Source organism: Sporosarcina koreensis, from assembly GCF_042655825.1.
GTDB lineage: Bacteria > Bacillota > Bacilli > Bacillales_A > Planococcaceae > Sporosarcina > Sporosarcina koreensis.
Genome location: NZ_JBHSNP010000011.1, coordinates 198,490 through 224,084, shown reverse-complemented (window position 1 = coordinate 224,084; position 25,595 = coordinate 198,490). Strand labels below are relative to the sequence as shown.

Here is a 25,595-nt window from a genome sequence, read left to right as displayed (position 1 = left end):
CGTATCAATAGTAGTCAAGTATCATTTCTGTCATTTCCCATTCCGGATTTGATTCCAGAAAACGGATGGCTCTCCTCGTTTCCCCTTCCGCGGCATCTTTTGACGCGGCAACTGAAACAAGTGCGATTGTCGTCCTTTGCCATAAGTCTTGGTGATCGATCTCGGCGATGGAAACGTTGAATTCATTTTTTACACGATCTGTCATTCTTTTCAAAACGGATCGTTTGCCTTTCAATGAATGGACGTCAGGTATGAAGAATGTGCATTCCGCATAGACGATCATGTCCGTTTAATTTCCTCCATGATGAAGGCTTCAAAAATGTCGCCTTCCTTAATGTCATTGAAGTTTTTAACTGTAATTCCGCATTCATAGCCTCTTGCGACTTCTTTTACGTCGTCCTTGAATCTCTTCAATGTGTCAAGCTCGCCTTCGAAGATGACGATATTATCACGTAGGACACGTACGCCCGCATCACGGGTAATCTTACCTTCTGTCACATAGCTTCCGGCGATCGTTCCGATTTTCGAAACTTTGAACGTTTCACGGACTTCGGCTTGGCCGATCACTTTTTCTTCGTATTCAGGATCCAATAGCCCTTTCATCGCCGATTCGATTTCCTCAATCACTTTATAGATGACGCGGTGCAATCGGATATCGACGCCTTCCTCTTCGGCTGCACGTTTAGCATTGACATCGGGACGCACGTTGAAACCGATGACGATTGCATTGGATGCTGCAGCTAGGGAGATGTCCGATTCGTTGATGGCGCCTGCTCCAGTATGGATGATCCGGACGTTTACGCCTTCGACTTCGATTTTCATAAGGGAAGCGGCCATCGCTTCGACGGTTCCTTGAACGTCGGCTTTGACGATAAGGTTCAATTCCTTCATATCCCCTTGTTTCATCTGGTCGAAAAGGTTATCAAGCGTGACACGTGTTTTTTCGCCACGTTGTTCCTGCAATGCATCTCCTGCTCTTGATTCGGCAATTTGACGGGCTGTCTTTTCGTCTTCGAAGACGACAAAACGGTCACCCGCTTGCGGTACATCGCTAAGACCTGTAATTTCCACCGGCGTGGATGGACCTGCTTCCTTTACGCGGCGGCCAAGGTCGTTGATCATCGCACGTACTTTCCCGAATGTGTTTCCAACGACGATCGGGTCACCTACACGAAGCGTTCCATCTTGTACAAGAAGCGTTGCGACCGATCCACGGCCGCGGTCCAATTGAGCTTCGATGACAGTCCCTTTTGCGCGAATGTTTTTGCTAGCCTTCAATTCAGCGACTTCCGCCACCAATAAAACCATTTCAAGCAGCTGATCGATCCCTTCGCCTTTTAATGCGGAAATCGGTACGAAGATCGTATCTCCACCCCACGCTTCGGCTAGTAGGCCATGCTCCGTCAACTCCTGCATGACTCGGTCCGGATTTGCAGTCGGCTTATCCATTTTATTCACCGCGACGATGATCGGAACTTCAGCGGCTTTCGCATGATTGATCGCCTCAATCGTTTGAGGCATGACACCGTCATCCGCTGCAACGACTAGGATTGTAATATCCGTCACTTTCGCACCACGTGCACGCATTGTTGTAAACGCCGCGTGTCCAGGCGTATCCAGGAACGTGATTTTCTTGCCTTCCGCTTCGATTTGATAAGCACCGATATGCTGAGTGATGCCCCCCGCTTCGCCTTGTGTCACTTTCGTGTCACGGATCGAATCGAGTAGCGTCGTTTTTCCATGGTCAACGTGTCCCATGATTGTAACGACTGGCGGACGTTCTGTCAGTTCACCTTCAGGCTCTTCGGATTCCTCAAAATAAATTTCGAGATCAGTGACGTCAATGCGGATTTCTTCTTCCACTTCCACGTCGTATTCCGCACAGATCAGCTCGATTGCATCTTTATCCAACTCTTGGTTGATTGTTGCCATGACGCCAAGCATGAATAGCTTTTTGATGATTTCAGACGGTTCTCTGCCCAGTTTGTTTGCAAGTTCACCGACTGTCAATGATTCATAGAACGTGATTTTTTCCGGCAACGGCTTCTCCACTTTTGGCATTGGAGCCGGACGATGTCTTCTGCGCCCTTGGTTAATGCCACGTGCTGGTGGTCTTCCGCCACGTCCAGCCGGGCGATTGCCGCCGCCTTGTGCCGGACGGTTGCCGCCTTGGGTCCCTTGACCTTGACGTTGGCCGCCTTGTGCCGGTCGGTTGCCGCCTTGTGCTCCTTGTCCTTGACGCTGGCCGCCTTGTGCCGGTCGGTTGCCGCCTTGTGCTCCTTGTCCTTGACGCTGGCCGCCTTGTGCCGGTCGGTTGCCGCCTTGTGCTCCTTGTCCTTGACGCTGACCGCCTTGAGCTGGTCGGTTGCCGCCTTGTGCTCCTTGTCCTTGACGCTGACCGCCTTGTGCCGGTCGGTTGCCACCTTGTGCATTTTGGCCTTGGCGCTGACCGCTTTGTGCCGGTCGGTTGCCACCTTGTGTACTTTGCCCTTGACGTTGGCCGCCCTGTCTCTTGTTGTCCTGCGCATTGCCCGAAGGACGAGCCGCCCCTGAAGCAGGATTCCGGTCATTTTGTCCGCTTCTAGGCTTATCAGACGGCGTAGAACCGCCTTTACCAAAACGTTGATCCAATTTTGATGTCGCCTCTCTATCAAGCATCGACATATGGTTCGTTACATTCACATTTATTTTCCCAAGCTCTTCGATGACTTCTTTACTCGTCCGATTCACTTGTTTCGCGTATTCGTGTACACGTATCTTCGTCATTAGCCCACCCCCGGTTATATTCGTTGAGGAGCCCGGATACTTTTTTGGCAAAGCCGGCATCCGTTAACGCGAGTACGACCCGCGACTCTTTTCCGATTGCATGGCCGAGAGCTTCCCGGCTCCCGAATACATGCTTCTCAACGTTGTAGAAATTACATTTATCATTTACTTTTTTATGTGTATTTTGTGAAGCATCTTCAGAAACGATGACTAAACGTGCATTACCCGAACGCACTTCTTTGACGACCAGTTCTTCACCGGTGATCAGTTTACGGGCTCTTGCGGCCATCCCTAACAATTGGAAGATTGCAGTAGGATTCATTTCAACGCCTCACGACGGATTGCATGCAGAAGATCTTCATAGACTTCCTCAGGCACCGATGTTCCAAGCTGGCTTTCAATCGATCGATTGCGTCTCGCTGTTTCAACAGCTTCTTCAGTTTTCGATACATATGTACCACGTCCTGATTTTTTGCCTGTCAGATCGACTGAAACTTCACCTTCCTTTGTGCGGACAATGCGGATCATTTCCTTCTTTGGCAGCATCTCGCCCGTCGCCGCACATTTACGCAAAGGGATTTTCTTTTTGCTTGTCATGGGCAGTCATCCTTTCAACTCAATTGTCCTCGTCTGTTTCCGAATATAAATCGATCGTTTCCAGATCGGATTCTTCTTCCGGCTCATCATCGAAATATGGATCCTCATCATATTCATCGTTTCCATTTTCGGTAACAGCATATACATCATCTTCAAATAGTCGTTCTCCGCCAGTTTGATCGAAGGAAGGCGGATAGATCCCTAATTCGCGGGCATCCGTTTCACTTTTAATATCGATTTTCCATCCAGTAAGCTTGGCGGCCAACCGTGCGTTCTGTCCACGTTTCCCAATTGCCAAAGATAGCTGGTAGTCCGGCACGACTACCGTTGTCGATCTGTCCTCTTCATTCACTTGCACATCAAGCACTTTGGAAGGGCTCAATGCATTCGCTACGAAGACGACCGGATCTTCGGACCATTCCACGATATCGACTTTTTCGCCGTTCAATTCGTTTGAAATGGATTGGACGCGCGCTCCGCGGGAACCAACGCAAGAACCGACCGGATCGACTTCCTCATTATTTGTATGGACTGAAATTTTCGAACGGTCCCCCGCTTCACGGGCAATCGATTTGATTTCTACCGTACCGTCATAAATTTCTGGAACTTCCATTTCAAACAACCGGCGCAAAAGGCCGGGATGTGTACGGGAAACAAAAACTTGGGGCCCTCTTGAAGTACGCTCGACCTTAGTAATGTAAACTTTGATACGATCATGAGGCTGGTAGGATTCTGTAGTGATCTGTTCGCTAGCAGGCAGTACTGCCTCCACTTTTCCAAGTCCAACATAAAGATTCCTTGCGTCCAAACGCTCGACGATCCCGTTGACGATATCATCTTCCCGGTCTACATATTCATCGTAGATTAGACCCCGTTCAGCTTCACGGACACGCTGTGTGACGACTTGCTTGGCCGTCTGCGCTGCAATCCGTCCAAAATCACGCGGAGTCACTTCTTCTTCGACGATATCTCCGAGTTCATATGCAGGATTGATGGCCAAAGCGTCTTCAAGTGCGATTTGAAGTCTTTCATCTTCCACATCTTCCACGACATCTTTGCGGGAATAGACTTTCATCGTCCCTTTTTCCAGATTCAAATCGACACGGACGTTTTGCGCCTGGTTGAAGTTTCTTTTATATGCGGTAACAAGGGCCGCTTCAATCGCTTCCACAATTACATCCCTCGAAATTCCTTTCTGCTTTTCAAGGGCTGTCAATGCATCGAGTAGATCACTACTCATAATTAATCACTCCTATATTCAATTATGCGGAAAAATCAATTGCTAGTCGTGCAAATGCGATTTTTTCCTTTTCGATGACGACTTGCAATTTCCGGGTCTTGATGCGGATTTCAACTTCTGCGGCATCAGGACCATAAGAAAGCAAGTATCCTTCAAACTCTTTCATGCCGTTGATCGGTTCATACGTTTTAATGAATACATACTGACCGACTGCTTTTTTGAAGTCCTCTTCTTTTTTAAGCGGACGTTCAGCGCCGGGTGAGGAAACCTCAAGAAAATAGTTCTGAGGGATTGGATCTGTACGGTCCAGCTCTTCACTAAGCCTTTCACTCACAAGTGCGCACTGTTCAATATCGATATTCCCTTCCGGCGTATCGATATAAACCCGTAAAAACCAGTCCCTGCCTTCTTTAACGAATTCAATATCAACCAATTCCAACTCGAGGTCATTCACTATCGGACTGACGAGCTTTTCAACTTCTTCTGTAATTTTACTCATCATAACCCTCCCGAAATTTGATTCAAACTTGTCTTATACGAATAGACAACAGAAAAGAGCGGGAAACCCCACTCTTTTCGCAAGACGTATAGCAAAAGTTGCACCAATTATACCATCTGCTGGGTATCAATGCAAATGATGTGCAAAAGCGTAGGGTGGCGGTTAACCGCGACAGGCATAAGACAGATCGGCGAAACGGCGAACTTTGCCGTACAGCAGAGCTGACTTATGACCCGAGCGAATCGAACAGTGCAGGGTTCGATTTGCCGTATTTCTGCGGTCTTTGCAGAAATTAAGGCAGTCTTTTTGCCACCCGGAGTCTAGACGATGCAAATTCATCCATTCAGAAAAGGGATAGTTGGTTTGAATCGGGCATTCCTTCCAAGCAGCCCAAGTTATCCATATATTCAATAACCGTTTTCGATACTCTCCCTCGTTGTTGCAAATCTTCCTTCGATAGGAAAATGCCATCCTCGCGGGCTTCGACAATCGCTTTGGCGACGTTCGTGCCTAGGGAAGGAATCGCATCGAATGGCGGTATCAATTGATTTCCATCGATAATAAATTCAGAGGCGGAGGATTTATAGAGATCCGGTTTAGCGAATGAAAAGCCACGTTCGTACATTTCCAAAGAAATCTCTAGAACTGTAAGCAAGTTCTTTTCTTTCGGCGATGCTTCCAAACCTTTATCATTGATCTCTTTGATTTTTGCTCGGATGGAGGCATTCCCTTTCGTCATTGTTGCCAGATCATAATCAGTCGCTCGGACAGTGAAGTACGCAGCGTAATACATGATCGGATGGTGGACTTTGAAATAAGCAATCCGCAGCGCCATGAGTACATAAGCGGCGGCGTGCGCTTTCGGGAACATATACTTTATCTTTTTACATGAATCGATATACCATCCTGGCACTTGGTTCGCCTTCATCGCCTCTTCGAATTCCGGCGTCAGCCCTTTCCCTTTCCGCACCGATTCCATGATCTTGAATGCCATCGCAGGTTCAAGCCCTTGGTAAATCAAGTAGACCATAATATCGTCACGGCACCCGATCACATCGGACAATTGGCAGATTTTATTCTGGATCAGTTCTTGGGCATTGCCAAGCCATACGTCTGTCCCGTGGGAAAGACCGGAAATCTGGATTAATTCCGAGAATGTGGATGGCTTCGTTTCCTCAAGCATCTGCCTTACGAAGCGCGTTCCGAATTCCGGTACACCCAAAGTTCCCGTTTTGCAATCGATCTGCTCTTCGGTAACACCTAATGACGAAGTCCCGCTGAATAGTGCCATGACCCCTTCATCATCCGGCGGAATTGTTTTCGGATCTATTCCCGAAAGGTCTTCAAGCATTTTAATCATCGTCGGATCATCATGCCCCAATATGTCCAGCTTTAGAAGGTTATTATCAATCGAATGGAAGTCGAAATGCGTCGTCCGCCAACTTGAAGCCGTGTCATCCGCCGGGAACTGGATCGGCGTGAAATCAAAAATCTCCATATTGTCCGGGACGACGATGATCCCTCCTGGGTGCTGCCCTGTATTCCGTTTGACGCCTGTGCAGCCTTGCACGAGCCGGTCAATTTCTGCGCCACGCAAATGCAGGTTATTGTCATTCATATAGCCCCTGACATAGCCGTATGCCGTCTTTTCGGCAACCGTTCCGATCGTCCCTGCACGGTACACGAAGTCCTCACCAAAAAGCTCTTTCGTGTAATTATGCGCATGTGCTTGGTATTCTCCACTGAAGTTCAAGTCGATATCCGGAACTTTATCCCCGTTAAAGCCTAGGAATGTTTCAAACGGGATATCTTGTCCATCTTTTTTGAACATCGTACCGCACGACGTACACGCTTTGTCCGGCAAGTCGAACCCGGAGCCGACTGACCCGTCGTCAAAGAACTCGGACGTCTTACATGATGGGCAAACATAATGCGGAGGCATCGGGTTTACTTCCGTAATTTCCATCATCGTTGCGACGAGGGAAGAACCAACCGATCCACGGGAACCGACAAGATATCCATCATCCAATGATTTTTTCACAAGCTTATGTGAAATGAGGTAGATGACCGCAAATCCGTTGTCGATGATCGATTTCAATTCTTTCTCGATCCGTGCTTCGATTATTTCAGGCAGCTGCTCACCGTAAATGCTGCGTGCCATTGAATAGGTGAGATCCCTAACCTCATCATCTGCGCCGATAATCGTTGGCGTATACAGATCATCTTTGATTACTTTAACTTCTCCGACACGGTCCGCCACTGCCCGTGGATTGTCGATGACGATTTGTTCAGCAACTTCTTGGCCTAAAAATGAGAAGTGCTCGAGCATTTCGTCTGTCGTCCGGAAATGGACTTCAGGCAAGGAGTGTCGATTCATCGGATTTGCCCCGCCTTGGGAACGGACAAGGACTTGACGGTACATAGCATCCGTCTCGTCTATATAGTGGACATTCCCTGTAGCACATACGGGAAGTCCGACCTTTTTCCCGAGCTTGATCATCTTCCGCATTATATCTTCCAGGTTCCATTCGTCCCTGATCAATTCCAATTCAATCAAATGGGAATAGGCAGGTTTCGGATGCAATTCAAGATAATCATAGAAGCCTGCGATTTCTTCAACCTCTTCCATAGACTTCTGCATGAGGCCTTCGAAGACTTCGCCTTTATCGCAACCCGAGCCGACTAGGAGGCCTTTCCGGTATTTCATCAATAAAGAACGAGGGATGCGTGGAACTCTGTAAAAGTAATTCATATGGGAAATGGAGACGAGTTTGAATAGATTTTTCAAACCTTCATCATCCGTCGCAAGTAATGTGCAATGGGATGGCCTTGAACGTTTATAGGCATCCCCTTCTCCGATGTTTTTATTGAAATCATCCAAGTATACGATTCCTTTTTCCGTAGCCGCTTCCTTCATGAGGCGGATGAACAGATAGGCTGTCGCTTCTGTATCGTAGATCGCACGGTGATGCTGTGTCAGTTCAATATCGAACTTTTTGGCTAACGTATTCAATCTGTGATTCCGCATTTCCGGGTAAAGGAAACGTGCCAACTCCAGCGTATCGATCACCGGGTAATTTTTGTCATGCACACCGGCTTTTTTACTTGCCTCGTAAAAGAAGCCCATATCGAATGAGGCGTTATGTGCGACGAGGATTGCATCTCCAATGAATTCCTTGAAGTCCTTTATAACTTCCGACACTTCAGGTGCGTCCTTCACCATGTCATCCGTAATGCCCGTCAGCTCCGTTGTTGTCGAAGACAGTGGATGATGTGGATTGGCAAACCGTTCAAACCTTTCCTTCAGTTCACCATTGACAACTTTGACCGCCGCCAACTCGATGATAGTGTCGTACACGGCGGACAGGCCGGTCGTCTCCACGTCAAATACAACGAATGTGTCGTTTTCGAGCTCTCGGTGCTGCTCGTCATAGACAATCGGGACGCCGTCGTCCACCAAATTCGCTTCCAAGCCGAACAGAACCTTTATGCCATGTTTCTTGCCAGCGGAATAGGCTTCCGGAAACGATTGGACGTTCGCATGGTCGGTAATTGCAACTGCAGGATGGCCCCATTTTGCCGCTTGTGCGACTAATGCGGATGCCGAAGTCACCGCATCCATCTGACTCATCGTCGTATGTGCATGCAATTCGATCCGTTTGCGATCCTCAGGAGCAGTATCTTTTCTAATTATCGCAGGGACCTCCATGATGTCCTGAGCCATCATAATGAGATCACGGACGAATGTATCGTTCTGGATGCTGCCCCTAGCACGCACCCAAGCCCCTTTTTTCAATGTTTTCATGAGCTCGGCATCCTCGTTATCCCTGGAGAACATTTTCACAAGAATCGAATCGGTGTAATCGGTCACCTTAATCGTTAGCAAGGAACGTCCGCTTCTTAATTCCCTTACTTCCGCATCGAAAACATAGCCTTCTATCGTCACGCGTCTTTCCTCGTCTTGTATTGTCTGAATGTCGATGATCGGTTCATCCGGCTTGATCGGGACCCCTAAAACGAATGGCCTGTTCCCTGCATCCCCGTTCTCCTTCTTCATCGCTTCCATTTTTTGCAGGTTGGCTAAGGCATTCTTCGCATACTCTTCTTCTTCCGCCTTTTTTTGCGCCATGAATGCAAGCATTTCCGCTTCGTTGTCGTCAGACTCCTCTGAGATTGTAAATTCGACGGCCATCGAGGGAAAGCCGAATGATTCATAGACCTCGGCGATGAGCGGCCCATATTTATTTTTCATTGTTTGCTGTTCAAAGTCATTCGCGCAAGTCAATGTCATTTTCCCGCCAACGAGGACAGGCTTTTGCCCGATGAGCCTTTCGCGTATCGGAGGAGACATATCTCTCATTTCTTCAATAACATGCGGCCAATAACCGACAATCAGTTCAGGATCCCCTTCTGTAGTTCGCACTTTCAATTGAAGGCGTACTGAAGCTATGGACGTAAAGGACTCCGACATCCTTTGTTGGAATAACTGAAAGACTTGTACAGGCAAAGTTTTTTCAAGTTCCACATTAAATTGCCATACTCTCGATTTGCGATGAATATCAACTCGTTCCAATGTTCCATGTTCGAAATGGGCAATTGTTTGATCGTCCGTCATACCGATCTGCTGTAGCAATGTCAGCAGTTTCACTTTTGCATCCATATGTATACCTCCCCCTTTTCGTACAGTGAAAAGAAGGGAAGTGCCGGAACATTCGGCCTCCCCCTCTCTCTTACCCTTAACCGAAAAAGGCTTGCAGCTTTTCGGTCACTTCTTCTTTTTGCCACTCAACTGTTTCGCCGGTTGCTCTGAATCTCACCTCAACGATCCCTTCACTCGCCCTCTTGCCGATTGTCAAACGAATCGGCAATCCAATAAGATCGGCATCCGTGAATTTCACGCCCGGTCTTTCATCACGGTCGTCATGTAAAATGTCATACCGGTATGATTTTAGAAGATGATAGAGCTCTTCGGACAGTTTTGTTTGCGCTTCGTCCTTCATATTGATCGTTACAAGATGTATATCATACGGAGAAAGCTGTTTCGGCAATCTCAATCCATTTGCATCATTATGCTGTTCCGCCACAGCGGCCAAAATCCTAGAAACACCAATACCATAGCATCCCATAATATACGGTTGGGCCTTGCCGTATTCATCAAGGTATGTCGCTTTCATCGGACCGCTATACGTCGTTCCTAATTTAAAGACATGGCCAAGTTCGATTCCTTTGGCAAATCTTATCGTCCCGTTTCCGTCCGGCGAAGGATCGCCTTCGTTAATGAACCGCAAATCCACATATTGATCAATTGCGAAATCGCGCTCCGGATTAACATTCACCAAATGGCAGTCATCCTCGTTCGCCCCGCATACACCGTTGACGATAGATTCGACACCGTGATCGGCATAAACCTTCAAATCAAGCGGCAGTTTGACAGGCCCGATGGAACCAGCTTTGCAAGAAAGCATTTCTTTGATTTCGTCTTCAGTCGCCAGATTAATTTCATCTGCCTGCAATGCCTTTTTCAGCTTGATTTCGTTGATGTCATGATCGCCCCGAGCCAGTACGACAACCAACTTCTCGTCCGCTTTGAAAATAAGCGTCTTGATCACTTTCGAAGGGTCGACGTTCAGGAAGTCCGCCACTTCCGCAATCGTCCTTTTTCCCGGAGTATCGACTTTTACAATCTCTTTCAATGTTTCCTTGGACTTTGCATACTCAACTTTCACTTCTGCCATCTCGATGTTGGCAGCAAATGAGGAAGCGTCACTATAAGCGATCGTATCTTCCCCGATATCGGACAGCGCCATGAACTCATGGCTCCCTTCGCCGCCGATCGTTCCGCCGTCAGCGATGACTGCACGGAAATCCAAGCCGAGCCTCGAAAAGATATTCGAGTACGCCTGCATCATTTCATTATATTTATCTTCCAGACTCTCTACAGTTGAATGGAATGAATAGGCATCCTTCATGATAAATTCCCTGCCGCGAAGTAATCCGAACCGTGGCCGTTTCTCATCCCTGAATTTCGTCTGGATTTGATAGACCGTAAGCGGCAGTTTCTTATAGGATTTCACTTCATCCCGAATGAGCGATGTAACCACTTCTTCATGAGTAGGCCCTAATACCATTTGACGTTCATGGCGATCCTTAAGCCTGAAAAGTTCGGCACCGTATGAATCCCATCTGCCCGTCTCTTTCCAAAGGCTTGACGGCTGCAATGTCGGCATGAACATTTCAACGGCTTCTATTGCATCCATCTCTTCACGGATGATGTTTTCGATTTTCCGAATTACTTTTTTTGCAAGTGGAAGGAAGGAATAGACGCCGCTCATATGTTGTCGGATGTATCCTGCCCGGAGTAGAAGTTGATGGGAAAGGATATCGGCATCCGTCGGGATTTCTCGCATTGTCGGGATGAATGTCCGTGATTGTTTCATGAAGATTTCACCTCGAATTCTTATAAATTAACCTGTTGTATCAAAAGAAAAATCGTTGGATGTCGTTCCAGGTGACGATGAGCATTAGGACCATCAGCAGCATGATGCCGACGAAATGGACCATGCCTTCCTTCTGTTTGTCGACGGGTTTGCCGCGCACTCCTTCGAATGCGAAGAAAAGCAATCGTCCGCCATCCAATGCCGGCAACGGCAAAAGGTTCATGATTCCTAGATTGATGCTCAATACGGCAGCCCAGTTCATCAGGGAGAACACACCCCATTGCGCAACTTCCTCTGTCGCTTTATAGATGCCGACAGGTCCGCTTAATGCGTCAATTGTAAACTTGCCTGTAACGAGCATGCCGAGAAGTTCGAATATCCTCTTCATCCAGCTATATGTCTGCTCCGCTCCGAACGCAAATGCTTTTAACGCATTCTTTTCCAATGGGCTTTCATACATGACGCCGATTTGTCCATATTCCCTGCCAGCCTCGACCATTTTCTCAGGTACGACCGCGAGCGTCACCATTTCTCCGTTCCTTTCCACCTTCATCTGAAGACGGTTTTCGGGATTTGCCTGTATCGTTTCGGTGAACTCTTGCCAAGTTTCCATTGGCTTTCCATCGACTTCCTTGACGAAGTCCCCTGCCTCCATTCCCGCAGCATAAGCAGGACTGTCACTGATGACTTCCTTAATAATAGGCTCGTTTGTAGGGATGCCATGCAATAGGCCGATCGCCAAGAAGATGAAGAATGCGAGGATGAAGTTGAATAATGGACCGGCAAAAATCGCCATTGCCCGACTTCCCAACGACTTGGAATCGAATTGTCGATCGTAAGGCGCAATCAACGTCTCCTGTCCTTTTTCATAAATGACAGCATTACGGGAAACATTATATCTCACGAGATTCCCATCTTCGTCATATCCTTCGATGAACAGGTCTTTGCTTAAATCGGCGGATTCCGTTTCCAAAAATAAAACATTCGGATTGGAAACATCACGGTTCAAATAGATCTTTTCGATTTCGTCGTTGTTATTCAGTATGACACCGACGCGATATCCGGGTTGTAATTCAACGGTATCGAAATCCTCGCCAGCCATCCTGACATAGCCGCCAATCGGAAGGATTCGGATTGTGTAAAGTGTCTCCTTTTTACGAAGTGCTAGTATTTTCGGTCCCATTCCGATTGCGAATTCGCGCACCATAATTCCGGCCTTTTTAGCAAATAGGAAATGTCCTAATTCATGAAAAAAGACGAGAGAGCCAAAAATTATTATAAACGCAATAACGGTTTCCATAAAAAACCACCTTAACTGGCCCAATCGGCCGATTTATGAATTACTCATTTCACCATATCATACACCATTTTACGGGTGATTGAATCGGTTTCTAAAATCGTTTCTAAATCTGGTGAAGAGATCGACTGATGATTGTCCATCATCCGTTCAACAATTTCTTCGATTTGAAGGAAAGGTATTCTGCCTTTCATGAACAATTGGACCGCGACTTCGTTCGCAGCATTCATCACTGTCGGCATCGTACCGCCTTGCCTGCCTGCCTCATAAGCGAGGGCAAGTGCTTTGAACCGTTCAAAATCCATCTTTTCGAAGTTGAGCATTCCAATTTCCTCAAGTCGCAGCGGCTTGGCGTTTTGCATTGGAATCCGATCCGGATATGTCATTGCATACTGGATCGGAACCCGCATATCCGGAGATCCCAATTGCGCCATTACACTTGTGTCTTCAAATTCCACCATTGAATGAATGATGCTTTCTTTGTGCAATAAGCAATCGATCTTGTCATATGGCATATCGAATAAATGATGCGCCTCGATCACTTCAAGCCCTTTGTTCATCATTGTGGCGGAATCGATCGTCAGTTTATTTCCCATGGACCAGTTCGGATGAGCTAACGCCTGTTCAACAGTCACGCCCTGCAGTTGATCCCTTGACAAATCCCTGAAACTGCCTCCGGAAGCCGTCAGAACAAGCCGGGAGATCCGTTTCGGATTTTCCCCATTCAACGATTGGAAGAGCGCCGAATGCTCACTGTCGACTGGCAGAAGCGCAACATTCCTCTTTCTTGCTTCCTCCATGACGATATCTCCTGCAGCTACGAGCGTCTCTTTGTTTGCAATGGCTATCGTGATGCCTTCCCGGATCGCTTCCATTGTCGGTTCAAGTCCGACACTGCCGATGACCGCGTTGACAAGCATGTCTGCACGCGCATGGGCCGCCACTTCAATGAGGCCTTCGTTGCCATACACGAATCGTGTTCCCGGAAATTCAGCTTGCAAAGCATCCGCATCTTCTTTCTGCATGACAGATACGATTTCCGGGCCGAATTGTGCAGTGATTTCCTTCACTTTCGGTATATTCATCCCAGCTGAAAAAGATACTAGCTTGAATTGCTCTTTGTTTGATTGAATAATATCGAGAGTCTGTGTGCCGATTGATCCCGTGGCACCGAGCAGACTTATTTTCTTCGTCATAATATGATTAACTTCCTTTCCATTAACCGACTAGGTGTAAAAAATGAATGAGCGGCAACACGAAAAGGAGACTATCGAATCGATCAAGAATTCCTCCATGTCCCGGCAAAAGATTCCCGGAATCTTTCACCCCGAAATGCCTCTTCAACGCCGACTCGACCAAATCCCCCAACTGTCCGACAATCGAGGCGATGATCGTAACAATGACCAACATCAAATAAGAAGGCGCTATCGGGTAAAAGATTTGGAACACACATGCAAACAAGACGGCAAAGACGATTCCACCGACGAATCCTTCCACTGTCTTATTCGGGGATATGTCCGGCCAAAGCTTCCGATTACCAATCTTTCTTCCCACGAAATATGCACCCGAGTCCGTCGTCCAAATGACTAAAAGTGCATAAAAAACGTATTCAAACCCATAAAAACGAGTTTCAATCAAATAATAAAATCCGATGCCGACGTATAATGCACTGAATGCAGTGAACGCCGCATGGTCAAATGTAAAACGGTTTTTAGAGATGACGGTATAAATCAGTAAGATAAGAATAAGTGCAAATATCATTTCAATTTTCGTATAGCCAACCCACTGTTGGACTTCCACAGTCCATCTTGACGGCATTAATAAAATGGCCAGTGCAATCCAGACGAGAATGCCTTCGAAAGAAATTATCCGAATATCCTTCATGCGCAGCAATTCATACAACCCCACTGAAGCTATGATATAAATCGCGATTGTAAATGGGAGCCCGCCGATAATGACTAGCGGGAAAAATATAGCCAATGCAGCGATCGCTGTTAGTATTCTCTGTTTCAAACTTCTTTATCTCCTTCCACACTTCCAAATCTTCGGTTGCGCATTTGGAATTCCTCGATAGCACTTAACATGCATGATTCATCGAAGTCCGGCCAGAGAACTTCTGTAAAGGAAAACTCCGAATAAGCTAGCTGCCAAAGCATGAAATTCGACAATCGCACTTCCCCACTCGTCCGGATTAGCAGATCGGGTTCAGGTAAATGGGATGTCATGAGACGAGATTCGATTAATGATTCGTCAATCTCATCAATTGCTATTTGATTGTCGACGGCCAATTTTGCGATTTCTTTCACTGCCTTCACCATTTCAAGACGGCTGCCATAGTTCATTGCAAAATTCAGGACGAGCCCGTCGTTGTTCGATGTCGCCTCAATCGCTTTCACAATCGCTTCTTTCGTATGCAGCGGCAACGCATCGAAATTGCCGATCATTTCAACTCTGACGTTTTGCTCGATCAATTCGGGCAAGTACGTCGTGAGAAATTCTCCAGGCAGTTTCATAAGGAATTCAATTTCCATTTTGGGCCGTTTCCAGTTTTCTGTTGAAAATGCGTATAATGTCAGTACTTTGATGCCAATGTCATTTGCAATCCGGGTGATTTTCCGGACGGTTTTCATCCCTTCATGATGTCCGGCAATCCGCGGTAAGTTGCGTCGTCTTGCCCATCTGCCGTTCCCATCCATGATGATGGCGACGTGTGAAGGTATAGTTCTACTTTTGACTTTTGTAAGCCTGTCGGAAATTGATGGTTGGTTCTCTACAGTTTTTTTCCGTAACAGTTTATCTAGCATTTCGTTTCCTCCACTCGCCTGCTTTTTGAGCAAGTTCCTAGTCTATCGTAACAAATCAGCCGATAAATTTCATTTAAAACAGTTAAAAATTACAGGTAAGGCTCTTTTAGATTATGCTAACCTTGTGGTGAAATATTTATCATTCGGGGGAACGAATGAAATACGGTCAGAAAAAAAGGCGTCCTGAAAGTAGGACGCCCCAGTGTATAGAAAGTTCTTCGATCAGATTTCCATGATTTCGTTTTCTTTTTCTTTGGCAATCTCATCGATTTTGACGATATAGGAATCAGTCAGTTTTTGGATTTCCTCACCTTCACGGCGGAGTTCATCCTCTGTGATATCCCCGTTCTTTTCAAGCTTCTTCAACTCGTCATTCGCATCCCGGCGTACGTTGCGGATTGCAATTTTGGAGTCTTCCGCTTCTTTTTTGACTTCTTTCACCAATTCCTTGCGTCGTTCTTCCGTTAAAGCAGGGACTGCCAAACGGATGACCGATCCATCGTTGGAAGGAGTGATACCGATATCCGATTTCAATATCGCCTTTTCAATATCACCCAAAGTCGTTTTATCATATGGCTGGATGACCATTAGTCTCGCCTCTGGCACAGAAATGCCTGCCATTTGGTTTAACGGCGTCGGAGCTCCGTAATAAAGTACTGAAATCCGATCCAACAATGAAGCGTTCGCACGTCCTGCACGGATGGAAGCCAGCTGTCTTGTGAAAGACCCGATCGCTTTTTCCATTCTGTCTTTCGTTTGATCCATTACCGCTTTCGGCATTTACCCATTCCTCCTCACAACCGTACCGATTGGTTCACCAAGCACGGCCTTTTTAATATTTCCATTATCCATAATTGAGAATACTACGAGAGGGATATCGTTGTCCATACATAGGGTTGAAGCAGTGGAATCCATGACTTCGAGTCCTTGGCTGATTACCTCCAAGTATGTCAATTCCGTATATTTCACTGCATTCTCATCTTTTAATGGATCTGCTGAATAGACACCGTCAACATTATTTTTAGCCATTAAGATGACATCTGCTTCGATTTCCGCGGCTCTAAGTGCAGCTGTCGTATCTGTTGAGAAATAAGGGTTCCCTGTGCCAGCAGCAAAGATGACGACACGCTTTTTCTCCAGATGGCGGATCGCTTTCCGGCGGATATACGGTTCAGCCACTTGCCTCATATCAATCGATGATGATACACGTGTTTCGACGTCTAGTTTTTCCAGAGCGTCCTGAAGAGCCAATGAATTCATGACTGTGGCGAGCATGCCCATATAATCGGCGGTTGTTCTGTCCATGCCCATCTCGCTTCCGACTTTACCTCGCCAAATGTTTCCTCCACCAACTACGACCGCAACTTCCACACCAAGGTCGACAACTTCTTTCACTTGTTCTGCGACAGTTTTGATGATTGCCGGTGATAGACCGTAGCCTTTTTCACCCGCAAGTGCCTCGCCGCTAAGCTTCAAGACAATTCTTTTATATTTTGGGACGCCCATATGTACCCTCCGTCTACTGTGTTTTCTCGAAAAATAGGGAACACAAAGTTGTGTCCCCTAATTGATCTTTATATCTGCTCAGTTGCCTTTAACTTGGCTCATGACTTCATCAGCAAAGTTGTCTTCGCGTTTTTCGATTCCTTCACCAACTGCAAAGCGAACAAATTCTTTCAACGTTCCACCAGTCGATTTAACGAAATCGCGGACTTTTTGATCGGAGTTTTTAACGAATGCTTGGTCAAGAACACAAATTTCTTCGAAGTATTTTCCAAGACGGCCTTCAACCATCTTCGCAACGATGTTTTCAGGCTTGCCTTCGTTCAACGCTTGCTCAGTAAGGACTTTACGCTCGCGCTCTACTTCTTCCTCGGACACTTCATCACGTGAAATGTATTTCGGGTTCATAGCAGCAATGTGCATCGCTACATCTTTCGCAGCATCGGAGTCAGTAGAACCTTCCAAGATAGTCAACACCGCAATGCGGCCGCCCATGTGAAGGTAAGGTCCGAATGCATCGTTGTCTGTTTTTGTTTTGATTTCAAAGCGGCGGAGAGTGATCTTCTCACCGATTTTAGCGACTGCATTCGAGATATGGTCAGCGACTGTTAGGCCGTTTTCCATTTTTGATTCAGTTGCTTCTTCGATTGTTGCCGGTTTTGTTGCTAGAAGGTGCTCACCAAGCTCTTTAACAAGCGCTTGGAACGCTTCATTTTTCGCAACGAAGTCCGTTTCAGCGTTCACTTCGAAGATGACAGCGTCGTTACCGTTTACGATAATGTCCGTTGTACCTTCAGCAGCGATGCGGTCAGCTTTTTTAGCTGCGCTTGATAGACCTTTTTCACGAAGGAAGTCTACCGCTGCATCCATATCACCATTTACTTCAGTAAGTGCTTTTTTGCAGTCCATCATACCTGCGCCAGTTTTTTCACGCAGTTCTTTTACCATTTGTGCTGTAATTGCCATTGTAAGTTCCTCCTGTTTAGGTGATTTGAGACGACAATCTGTAAAAAAGACGATAAGGGGGTTGGCCGCTTATCGTCTGTTCTATCACTAATATTACTCTGCAGCCGCCGTTTCAGTCGCTTCTTCAGATACTTCTTCATCAGCGCCTTGTCTTGATTCGATCAATGCATCTGCCATTTTGCTAGTAAGTAGACGAACCGCACGGATTGCATCGTCATTCGCTGGGATGACATAGTCGATTTCATCCGGATCACAGTTCGTATCAACAATACCGACAAGTGGAATGTTCAATTTGATTGCCTCAGCCACAGCGATGCGCTCTTTACGTGGGTCAACAACGAAGATGACGTCAGGCAATGATTTCATATCACGGATACCGCCAAGGAATTTCACAAGACGATCGTGTTCTTTTCTTAGTTCAGAAACTTCTTTCTTAGGAAGTACGTCAAATGTACCGTCCTCTTCCATCGTTTCGATCTTTTTCATACGTGCAACACGTTTTTGGATCGTACCGAAGTTTGTAAGTGTACCACCAAGCCAACGTTGGTTGATGTAGTACATTCCTGCGCGCTCAGCTTCTTCTTTGATAGCGTCTTGTGCTTGTTTCTTCGTACCGACGAAAAGAACTTTTCCGCCGTCTGCACCTACTTGACGCATGAAGTCATAAGCTTCTTCTAGTTTTTTCACCGTCTTTTGAAGATCGATGATGTAGATTCCGTTACGTTCAACGAAAATATACTTTTTCATTTTCGGGTTCCAACGACGAGTTTGGTGTCCGAAATGTACCCCTGCTTCAAGCAGTTGTTTCATTGAGATTACTGACATTTGTTTTTCCTCCAATTTGGTTATATTCCTCCGTATGTTTCATGCGACGGAACGACCTTGCGGCACCTTTTCCCATCCTCCACATACGTGTGTAGTAACACCATTTGCTAATATACCATACCGACAATCCGATTGCAACTCACTTCATCTGAATTTAAGCAGCAATTCCACTTCCGTTTTCCCTTTGCCTAGCCTTTTTGCGATTTCTTCGATCGGCTTTCCGTCATCATGCATCCGGATGGCGAGAGTCCGATCATCCAATTCGGATGCATTCGTTTCCGGTTCGATCATGTTGCTCTTTTTCAGAGCGGGGGCCGTCTGGTAGGATTTCATCGCGGCTTTCACTGGATAGCTTGGTGGTTTGATGGAAAACGTCTTCGTCTCTGACTGCCGTTCAGGTTCTGCATATCGACGGGCTTCAGGTGAGTGTTTCTCAAGAAGGTCATTTTTCTCCCGTTTTTCGATGATGCTGATGAGCCGTTCGTTTTCCTCCTTCAATTCGGATAAGTATGCGCCAATTGCATCATCCATTTCCGCCATCAGTCTCTGCTGCTTCTTCTCCAGATTGTTGAATTTGGAAACTTTCATATAAAGCAACGCCATGAAATAAAACCCGACCACTTGTAAAATGAATAAAAATAATAAAAATGCCATTTGCATGCTAATCATCCTGTAAAGTCGACAAACGACCCCTTGTAAGGGTGCTTCGTCTTCTTTTCCTCTTCGTTATGTTGGCGTTCCTTTTCGTTCCGTTCATTGTCCTGACTTTTCCCTTTTGAATCTTTATCCGTTTTGGCATATTTCTCGGAATGCCGGACGCTTTCCCTGTTTTTCAATGCCTCTTTTTCATTTTGCAGCTGTGCCTGATCCTGATTAAGCTGCGATTGCTGTTGTTTTTGTTCTGCCATCTTTCCTGCTTCGAACGTTTTAGGGATGGCAATTTGGAGTTCGATTCCTTTCAGGCTCATAAAATCCCTCCGTCGACAATTTCGGGCAACAATAACTTTCGCAGTTTGAATAACGCCTTCGAATGGATCTGTGAAATTCTGGACGTCGATAAGTTCAGGATTTCCCCTATTTCCGTCAATGTCATTTCATCTGTGTAGAATAGATTCAAAACCAATTGTTCATTATGATTCAGTTCTTTGATTTTCATGGCCAAATCACCAACAAGCTCTCCCATGACAATCTGCTGTTCAGGCGTGCGCTCATGGTCGTCCTTTATTATAAAAGACTTCTGCCCTTCCTCCTCATCATCGTTCATACGCTCATCCATGGAGAGCACATTTGAGAAGTAGTGTTCATGCACTGTCTGATAGACCTCTTCAACCGAAATGCCAAGATGGTCCGCTATTTCTTCAGGGGCGGCATGGCGCAGCAGTTTCTGCTCCAACTTTGAAATCTCTTCTTCAAGCCTTTTCGATCTTTCACGGGACGAACGGGGCAACCAGTCTTCCTTTCGCAGTCCGTCGATAATCGATCCGCGGATCCTGAAGGAAGCATATGTATCAAATTTCAAGTCCCTTCCCGGATCGAATTTCGTCAAAGCATCAAAAAGTCCTTGAAGTCCAAGGCTCATGATTTCATCCCTCGAAACATTCCGCGGCAGGCCTGAGCCAATTCGCTGCACATGGTAATTGACGAGAGGAGTATACTTCCGGACAAGTCTATCGCCGGCATCGGGATCCCGATCATTCAACCATAGTTTCCAACTTGCATCTTCTTCCGTCAGATCCTCTTTGGACATCGAATCCCTCACCTTCCATGATGTTTCCGATAAAAAAATTGATTATTTGAATTCTATTATAGCAAATTTCGACAAAAAATAGCGACTGAACCGTTCAGTCGCTCTGGTACGTCTATTCCATTGGAAACCGCCTCAAATTTCCTTCGTTCCTAAATTGACCGTCCGGATGCTCAAAGTGCTAGTCATAGGGTCGAACTCGATCGTCCGCCCACTGGAACCACCAGTATCTTCCGCTATGATCGGAATTGATAGTCGAGCAAGCTCATTTTTGACAGCTTCGACATTTCGGGGGCCAATACGGATGGAATCGCTGGATCCAAATTGAAACATTTGGGATCCCCCAGCGATTTTGGCTTTTAATGATAAAGGGCGAACCCCTTGCGCCTTCAGCATTTCCATCAGCGAATAGATGCCGGTGTCTGCAAATTTTGCAGCATTCAAATTGTCAGATCTTCCAAGACTCGAATCAGGAAGCATGACATGAAGCAGTCCCGCAATCTTCTTCGTCTCGTCATATAACACGACTCCGACGCATGACCCTAAACCTGATGTCCGGATGGAATCCGGCGCATGGACGATATTCATGTCGGCGATGCCGACTCTGACAACAGTCTTTATCGTACTCATTTACAGCACACCTAACGACCGGAAAATCGTGATATATGATTCGGGATCAGGAAGCAGAAAGAAATGACCGTCGACACTTGAATTCCCGTCTTCGCCTTCTTCCTCGATACGCGTATCAATGACGATGACTTCATCGCTATAATGTGACACTTCTATGAGGCCGAAACTGACTATCGCCCCTACCATATCAACACTTAGCGATGGAACGGTCGGATGGACTTTCAATCCGGTGAAATCAGACAAAGCGGACAAATAAGAACCTGACAAAATATTGCCGAGTTCCTGCATTGCTGAAATGCCCATCTCCGGAATTGGAACTGCATAGAAGTCGAACATTTCATCACCGATCAATCTTCTTATGAATTCATTTGCGGAATCGATTGGCAAGACAAAGAACATGCTTCCGGACAGATCCCCTTGGATCCTTAAGTATATACCCGCCACAATCCGCTCTGCTCCCCCTGCCAATTCAAACATTTCATCGAAGGACACAAGCGAAACTTTCGGGACGAGCATATCGATCTTCCTACCCAGCAATTGTGAAAGGGAAGTTGCCGCATGGGCAGCCCCGATATTGCCGATCTCTTTCAGAACATCCAAATGCATATCGGTAATCTGGTGATCAGACCTCATCTGTCGTCACCCTTTTCACGGGCTGGAGCACTTTTTCAAGATTCAACATGACCAATAGCCGTTTACCGACCTTGGCAACCCCCGAAATGAATTCAGATTCGATGGATCCGACAACTTCCGGCTGCGGCTCGATCGATCCGACCGGAATATCGATCACATCATTCGCTGAATCGACGATTAGTCCCACTTCAAATTCCTCCAACGAAACGATGATGATTCTGCTGCTGTCATCGAGAGGTTTCAATTCCATACCGAAACGCTCACGTAGATCGACAATCGGAGTGACGACTCCCCTTAAATTAATGACGCCTTTTATATAGGAAGGTGTTTTCGGAACTCTCGTAATCGATATGAGTTTTTCAATCGACTCGACGACGTCGACACCAACCGCATATTCCTTCTCCATCAACTGGAATACGATCACTTTCATTTCTTTACTGCTTTCAATTACCTCAGCCATTGATTTCCCCTCCCGCCTATTTGATCAATGCATTGCAATCCACGATAAGCGCAACTTGGCCGTTCCCTAAAATTGTAGCGCCTGAAATGGCAAATACGCTTTGTAGATAATTACCAAGTGATTTCAAAACGATCTCTTGTTGCCCGATGAAGGAATCCACTACAAGGCCAGCCATCTTATCACCTTTACGGACGATGACAACAGATTGGAATTCCTCCCTCTCCTGTGCATCCTCCATCTCGAAAATTCCTTTTAAGTTCACAAGCGGAACGATGCTTCCTCGGAAATCAATCACTTGTTGGTTATGCGCATTCAAAATATCGGAAGTTTGAATGATTGCTGTTTCGATGATCGAAGAAAGCGGGATTGCATAGATATCCTTATCCAAATTGACGAGCATTACCGAGATAATGGATAATGTCAGCGGCAACTGAACTTGGAAAAGGGATCCCTGCCCTTCCTTGGAGTCGATAGTAATATATCCGCCAAGCGATTCGATTGTACTTTTCACGACATCCAGGCCAACCCCGCGTCCGGATACATCTGTAATCTTTTCGGCGGTGGAAAATCCAGATGCCAAAATGAGCTCCGCAATTTGCCGATCCGTTAACGTGGCCGCAATCTCTTCTGTGACGACGCCTCTTTCAAGTGCCTTCTGTAATACACGGTCCTTATTGATGCCCGCCCCGTCGTCTTCCAGCTCAATGAATACGTGATTGCCTGAATGGTATGCCCTCAACGTGACAGTGCCTTCTTCAGGCTTCCCTTTCGCAAGTCTTTCTGACGGACTTTCAATGCCGTGATCCAATGCATTCCGTATCAAGTGTACGAGCGGATCCCCGATTTCATCGATAACCGTCCTGTCCAATTCAGTTTCGGCTCCAATGATTTCCAGATTTATCTTCTTATCGAGATCACGTGCAAGCTGGCGCACCATTTTAGGGAAGCGGTTGAATACAGTCTCCACTGGAATCATGCGCATATTCAAGATGATGTTTTGAAGATCTCCTGAAACCCGAGTCATCCGTTCGACTGTTTCATTCAGGTCGGGATTATGTAATTCACTTGCTATCGATTGCAAACGTCCCCTGTCAATGACCAATTCTTCGAAAAGATTCATGAGTATGTCCAATCGGTCGATATTGACACGAATTGTTTTGTTTGCATTATGTGCATTCACTGCACGTCGCCCTTTTTGAAGGGGTTCATCCTTCTTGGTTTCTGTCGGTGTTTTCTCAACTGAATCTGCCTCAATCTCTATTGGCTGCTGTCCTTTCGGCTGAGACACATCTGAAACGTGATGGATATCAACCCGTTCCACCTCAGAAACCTTCATCACTTTTGCTTCAAGCGAGCTTGCTTCTTCTTTAGTGATCAGTACGATGGTAAACACTTCATCGAAATCTTCATTTTCCAACAGTTCAACGGATGGTTTTGTTTTGACGATTTCACCTGATTTCTCAAGAATCTCGAAAACCATGAAAACCCTTGCCGCTTTAAGCAGACAATCGTCTCTAAGTGTGACGGAAATTTCAAATGCATGGAACCCTTGTTCCTGCGATTGACCGATAACCGTCATTTCATAATCATCATAGCTGAGCGCCAATGTGTTTTGTGTCTTTTGCTCAATTGCCATTATAGAAGCGGCCGTTTCCATTTCAGGTGAATCAATGGCTGGTTGCCCAGTCTCTATCCGATTCAATGCTGAAACAAGTTCTTGTACATCCTTTTTACCTGTGCCGCCCGCTTCGATATCCATTACCATTTCTTCTAAATAATCGATAGCTTTAAAGACGATATCAAGGATTTCTGTCGTAACGCTTATTTTTGAATTCCGGATCGCATCCAGTACGTTTTCCATTTTATGCGTCAAATCGGCGATGTCTTCGTATCCCATCGTTGCGGACATCCCTTTCAACGTATGTGCAGAACGGAAAACTTCGTTGACGATAGCCAGATCTTCCGGATTTTTTTCCAGTTCCAACAAATGTTCATTGCACGCTTGAAGATGTTCCTTACTTTCTTCAAGAAACATTTCAAGGTATTGATTCGTATCCATCATGACGCCCCCTCAAGAATGTAAGATTTCCTTAATTGCGGCCGCAATGCATTGTACATCAACGACCTGGTCGGCGAGGCCGGCTTCAGTGATCGCTTTCGGCATGCCATAGACGATTGATGTCTTTTCAGACTCAGCAATTGTAATCGTTTTACACGAGACTTTCAGTTGTTGCATGCCTTCCCTGCCATCATGCCCCATCCCTGTCATGATGGCCGTTACATATTGAAGATCCCGCTTTTCCGCAGCCGACTCCAACAGTACATCTACTGACGGGCGATGGCCCATCCGAGGCGGTTCCGTCTCGTCGAGCCGCACGCGAAAACCTGCTGGGCATTTTTCGAACTTCAAATGTTTGCCGCCAGGAGCTATATAGGCTACGCCTTTTAGAAGAGTTTCTCCATCCTCGGCTTCCTTCACCCGAATATCGCTTAAGCCGTCCAATCGTTGAGCCAATGATTTCGTAAATCCTGCCGGCATATGTTGGACGACTAAAATTGGGGCATTTATATCAGAAGGCAGTCGTGTGAGCACTTCTTGCAGTGCCCGAGGACCCCCTGTCGATGTACCTATTATAACAAAAGTTTCTCGTGCTTTGGAAATCTTTTTCTCTTGCAATGAATCTATTTTATTCGCAAATGCGAATAATGGCTTTGTCGCCGTTTCCTGCAATGCGGTTCCAGGCTCCACTAATGTTATTGGTTGTTTAATGAGATTTGAAATTCTTACTTTTGATGCGGCTACAACTTTCCCGACAATCTCCTGTTCCACTTGATGCAGATTAAGTGAAATGGCTCCTCCCGGCTTGGCGACAAAATCCACAGCGCCATAGTCCATGGCAATCATCGTGTTTTCAGCCCCGATTTCGGTAGTGCTAGAGAGCATAACGACTGGGGTCGGCTGTTGCTCCATAATTTGTTTCAATGCTTCAAGTCCATTCATAAGCGGCATCTCAATATCCATTGTGATGACATCTGGTCGCAGTTCAATGACTTTTGCAAGAGCATCTTGTCCGTTGCGTGCAATCCCAATCACTTCTAGTAAAGGATGTTTTGAAAGCATCTCCGATATCAGTTTCCTCATAAATGCGGAATCATCAACAACAAGCACTTTTTTTACAGTGCCGAATCCCAAT

Annotated in this window: 24 protein-coding genes; all 24 read right to left on the bottom strand. The window is 46.3% G+C overall.

The features are described 5' to 3' along the window. Nucleotides 1-4: 4 nt before the first annotated feature. Nucleotides 5-283, bottom strand: coding sequence for a DUF503 domain-containing protein (locus tag ACFPTP_RS07700; RefSeq protein WP_381443397.1), 279 nt, complete (start codon nucleotides 281-283; stop codon nucleotides 5-7). After that, nucleotides 280-2,766, bottom strand: a complete 2,487-nt coding sequence (infB, locus tag ACFPTP_RS07695; RefSeq protein WP_381443396.1) for a translation initiation factor IF-2 — start codon at nucleotides 2,764-2,766, stop codon at nucleotides 280-282. Before infB ends, ACFPTP_RS07700 begins: the two co-directional genes overlap by 4 nt. Further along, nucleotides 2,714-3,088 (bottom strand): YlxQ family RNA-binding protein, encoded by a 375-nt coding sequence (locus tag ACFPTP_RS07690; protein WP_381443395.1) that lies wholly within the window; start codon nucleotides 3,086-3,088, stop codon nucleotides 2,714-2,716. The genes infB and ACFPTP_RS07690 overlap by 53 nt, the downstream gene beginning before the upstream one ends. Further along, the gene (gene rnpM, locus ACFPTP_RS07685; RefSeq protein ID WP_381443394.1) at nucleotides 3,085-3,363 is read right to left on the bottom strand and encodes an RNase P modulator RnpM; all 279 of its coding nucleotides are present in this window, start codon (nucleotides 3,361-3,363) and stop codon (nucleotides 3,085-3,087) included. Before rnpM ends, ACFPTP_RS07690 begins: the two co-directional genes overlap by 4 nt. A 19-nt stretch (nucleotides 3,364-3,382) precedes the next feature. After that, entirely contained in the window at nucleotides 3,383-4,603 is a 1,221-nt protein-coding gene (gene nusA, locus ACFPTP_RS07680) for a transcription termination factor NusA (protein ID WP_381443392.1), read from the bottom strand. A gap of 22 nt (nucleotides 4,604-4,625) precedes the next feature. Then, nucleotides 4,626-5,102 (bottom strand): ribosome maturation factor RimP, encoded by a 477-nt coding sequence (rimP, locus tag ACFPTP_RS07675; protein ID WP_381443390.1) that lies wholly within the window; start codon nucleotides 5,100-5,102, stop codon nucleotides 4,626-4,628. A 343-nt stretch (nucleotides 5,103-5,445) separates the two neighbouring features. After that, the gene (locus tag ACFPTP_RS07670; protein WP_381443389.1) at nucleotides 5,446-9,762 is read right to left on the bottom strand and encodes a PolC-type DNA polymerase III; all 4,317 of its coding nucleotides are present in this window, start codon (nucleotides 9,760-9,762) and stop codon (nucleotides 5,446-5,448) included. Nucleotides 9,763-9,838: 76 nt separating this feature from the next. Next, a complete protein-coding gene (locus ACFPTP_RS07665; protein WP_381443387.1) occupies nucleotides 9,839-11,539 on the bottom strand; it encodes a proline--tRNA ligase in 1,701 nt (566 codons plus the stop codon). A 40-nt stretch (nucleotides 11,540-11,579) separates the two neighbouring features. Beyond that, nucleotides 11,580-12,839, bottom strand: coding sequence for an RIP metalloprotease RseP (rseP, locus tag ACFPTP_RS07660; protein WP_381443386.1), 1,260 nt, complete (start codon nucleotides 12,837-12,839; stop codon nucleotides 11,580-11,582). A gap of 44 nt (nucleotides 12,840-12,883) precedes the next feature. Next, a complete protein-coding gene (locus ACFPTP_RS07655) occupies nucleotides 12,884-14,032 on the bottom strand; it encodes a 1-deoxy-D-xylulose-5-phosphate reductoisomerase (RefSeq protein ID WP_381443384.1) in 1,149 nt (382 codons plus the stop codon). A gap of 22 nt (nucleotides 14,033-14,054) precedes the next feature. Next, nucleotides 14,055-14,849 (bottom strand): phosphatidate cytidylyltransferase, encoded by a 795-nt coding sequence (locus tag ACFPTP_RS07650; protein ID WP_381443383.1) that lies wholly within the window; start codon nucleotides 14,847-14,849, stop codon nucleotides 14,055-14,057. Then, nucleotides 14,846-15,640 carry an isoprenyl transferase gene (locus ACFPTP_RS07645; protein WP_381443382.1) on the bottom strand — a complete coding sequence of 265 codons (795 nt, stop codon included), beginning with the start codon at nucleotides 15,638-15,640 and terminating at the stop codon, nucleotides 14,846-14,848. The genes ACFPTP_RS07650 and ACFPTP_RS07645 overlap by 4 nt, the downstream gene beginning before the upstream one ends. 222 nt (nucleotides 15,641-15,862) lie before the next feature. Next, nucleotides 15,863-16,420 carry a ribosome recycling factor gene (gene frr / locus ACFPTP_RS07640; protein WP_381443381.1) on the bottom strand — a complete coding sequence of 186 codons (558 nt, stop codon included), beginning with the start codon at nucleotides 16,418-16,420 and terminating at the stop codon, nucleotides 15,863-15,865. After that, nucleotides 16,421-17,146, bottom strand: a complete 726-nt coding sequence (gene pyrH / locus ACFPTP_RS07635; RefSeq protein ID WP_252503580.1) for a UMP kinase — start codon at nucleotides 17,144-17,146, stop codon at nucleotides 16,421-16,423. Nucleotides 17,147-17,224: 78 nt separating this feature from the next. Continuing rightward, nucleotides 17,225-18,109 carry a translation elongation factor Ts gene (tsf, locus tag ACFPTP_RS07630; RefSeq protein WP_381443380.1) on the bottom strand — a complete coding sequence of 295 codons (885 nt, stop codon included), beginning with the start codon at nucleotides 18,107-18,109 and terminating at the stop codon, nucleotides 17,225-17,227. Nucleotides 18,110-18,202: 93 nt separating this feature from the next. Further along, entirely contained in the window at nucleotides 18,203-18,934 is a 732-nt protein-coding gene (gene rpsB, locus ACFPTP_RS07625; protein WP_251624024.1) for a 30S ribosomal protein S2, read from the bottom strand. 144 nt (nucleotides 18,935-19,078) lie between these two features. Then, nucleotides 19,079-19,594, bottom strand: coding sequence for a hypothetical protein (locus ACFPTP_RS07620; protein WP_381443379.1), 516 nt, complete (start codon nucleotides 19,592-19,594; stop codon nucleotides 19,079-19,081). Between the two features lie 5 nt (nucleotides 19,595-19,599). Then, nucleotides 19,600-19,902 (bottom strand): RNA polymerase subunit sigma, encoded by a 303-nt coding sequence (locus tag ACFPTP_RS07615; protein WP_381443378.1) that lies wholly within the window; start codon nucleotides 19,900-19,902, stop codon nucleotides 19,600-19,602. Then, on the bottom strand, nucleotides 19,899-20,681 hold the full coding sequence (locus ACFPTP_RS07610) for a FliA/WhiG family RNA polymerase sigma factor (RefSeq protein ID WP_381443377.1): 783 nt from the start codon (nucleotides 20,679-20,681) through the stop codon (nucleotides 19,899-19,901). The genes ACFPTP_RS07615 and ACFPTP_RS07610 overlap by 4 nt, the downstream gene beginning before the upstream one ends. Nucleotides 20,682-20,813: 132 nt before the next feature. Then, complete coding sequence (locus tag ACFPTP_RS07605) at nucleotides 20,814-21,308, bottom strand: chemotaxis protein CheD (RefSeq protein ID WP_381443376.1); 495 nt, start codon at nucleotides 21,306-21,308, stop codon at nucleotides 20,814-20,816. Then, the gene (locus ACFPTP_RS07600) at nucleotides 21,309-21,941 is read right to left on the bottom strand and encodes a chemotaxis protein CheC (protein WP_381443375.1); all 633 of its coding nucleotides are present in this window, start codon (nucleotides 21,939-21,941) and stop codon (nucleotides 21,309-21,311) included. Beyond that, nucleotides 21,931-22,401, bottom strand: coding sequence for a chemotaxis protein CheW (locus ACFPTP_RS07595; RefSeq protein ID WP_381443374.1), 471 nt, complete (start codon nucleotides 22,399-22,401; stop codon nucleotides 21,931-21,933). The genes ACFPTP_RS07600 and ACFPTP_RS07595 overlap by 11 nt, the downstream gene beginning before the upstream one ends. Nucleotides 22,402-22,417: 16 nt before the next feature. Next, nucleotides 22,418-24,460: a chemotaxis protein CheW gene (locus ACFPTP_RS07590; RefSeq protein ID WP_381443372.1), complete on the bottom strand. Its 2,043-nt coding sequence runs from the start codon at nucleotides 24,458-24,460 to the stop codon at nucleotides 22,418-22,420. A 12-nt stretch (nucleotides 24,461-24,472) separates the two neighbouring features. Continuing rightward, a complete protein-coding gene (locus tag ACFPTP_RS07585; RefSeq protein ID WP_381443371.1) occupies nucleotides 24,473-25,594 on the bottom strand; it encodes a protein-glutamate methylesterase/protein-glutamine glutaminase in 1,122 nt (373 codons plus the stop codon). Nucleotide 25,595 lies beyond the last annotated feature (1 nt).

Coding starts and splice junctions, on each gene's coding strand:
- ACFPTP_RS07690 (WP_381443395.1), bottom strand. CDS start 3,088: ATGAATCCTACTGCAATCTTCCAATTGTTAGGGATGGCCGCAAGAGCC.
- ACFPTP_RS07655 (WP_381443384.1), bottom strand. CDS start 14,032: ATGACGAAGAAAATAAGTCTGCTCGGTGCCACGGGATCAATCGGCACA.
- ACFPTP_RS07645 (WP_381443382.1), bottom strand. CDS start 15,640: ATGCTAGATAAACTGTTACGGAAAAAAACTGTAGAGAACCAACCATCA.
- ACFPTP_RS07595 (WP_381443374.1), bottom strand. CDS start 22,401: ATGGCTGAGGTAATTGAAAGCAGTAAAGAAATGAAAGTGATCGTATTC.
- ACFPTP_RS07610 (WP_381443377.1), bottom strand. CDS start 20,681: ATGTCCAAAGAGGATCTGACGGAAGAAGATGCAAGTTGGAAACTATGG.
- ACFPTP_RS07600 (WP_381443375.1), bottom strand. CDS start 21,941: ATGAGGTCTGATCACCAGATTACCGATATGCATTTGGATGTTCTGAAA.
- frr (WP_381443381.1), bottom strand. CDS start 16,420: ATGCCGAAAGCGGTAATGGATCAAACGAAAGACAGAATGGAAAAAGCG.
- rimP (WP_381443390.1), bottom strand. CDS start 5,102: ATGAGTAAAATTACAGAAGAAGTTGAAAAGCTCGTCAGTCCGATAGTG.
- rseP (WP_381443386.1), bottom strand. CDS start 12,839: ATGGAAACCGTTATTGCGTTTATAATAATTTTTGGCTCTCTCGTCTTT.
- infB (WP_381443396.1), bottom strand. CDS start 2,766: ATGACGAAGATACGTGTACACGAATACGCGAAACAAGTGAATCGGACG.
- ACFPTP_RS07590 (WP_381443372.1), bottom strand. CDS start 24,460: ATGGATACGAATCAATACCTTGAAATGTTTCTTGAAGAAAGTAAGGAA.
- ACFPTP_RS07620 (WP_381443379.1), bottom strand. CDS start 19,594: ATGCAAATGGCATTTTTATTATTTTTATTCATTTTACAAGTGGTCGGG.
- ACFPTP_RS07670 (WP_381443389.1), bottom strand. CDS start 9,762: ATGGATGCAAAAGTGAAACTGCTGACATTGCTACAGCAGATCGGTATG.
- ACFPTP_RS07665 (WP_381443387.1), bottom strand. CDS start 11,539: ATGAAACAATCACGGACATTCATCCCGACAATGCGAGAAATCCCGACG.
- ACFPTP_RS07700 (WP_381443397.1), bottom strand. CDS start 283: ATGATCGTCTATGCGGAATGCACATTCTTCATACCTGACGTCCATTCA.
- nusA (WP_381443392.1), bottom strand. CDS start 4,603: ATGAGTAGTGATCTACTCGATGCATTGACAGCCCTTGAAAAGCAGAAA.
- rnpM (WP_381443394.1), bottom strand. CDS start 3,363: ATGACAAGCAAAAAGAAAATCCCTTTGCGTAAATGTGCGGCGACGGGC.
- ACFPTP_RS07615 (WP_381443378.1), bottom strand. CDS start 19,902: ATGAGCCTGAAAGGAATCGAACTCCAAATTGCCATCCCTAAAACGTTC.
- pyrH (WP_252503580.1), bottom strand. CDS start 17,146: ATGGGCGTCCCAAAATATAAAAGAATTGTCTTGAAGCTTAGCGGCGAG.
- rpsB (WP_251624024.1), bottom strand. CDS start 18,934: ATGTCAGTAATCTCAATGAAACAACTGCTTGAAGCAGGGGTACATTTC.
- tsf (WP_381443380.1), bottom strand. CDS start 18,109: ATGGCAATTACAGCACAAATGGTAAAAGAACTGCGTGAAAAAACTGGC.
- ACFPTP_RS07605 (WP_381443376.1), bottom strand. CDS start 21,308: ATGAGTACGATAAAGACTGTTGTCAGAGTCGGCATCGCCGACATGAAT.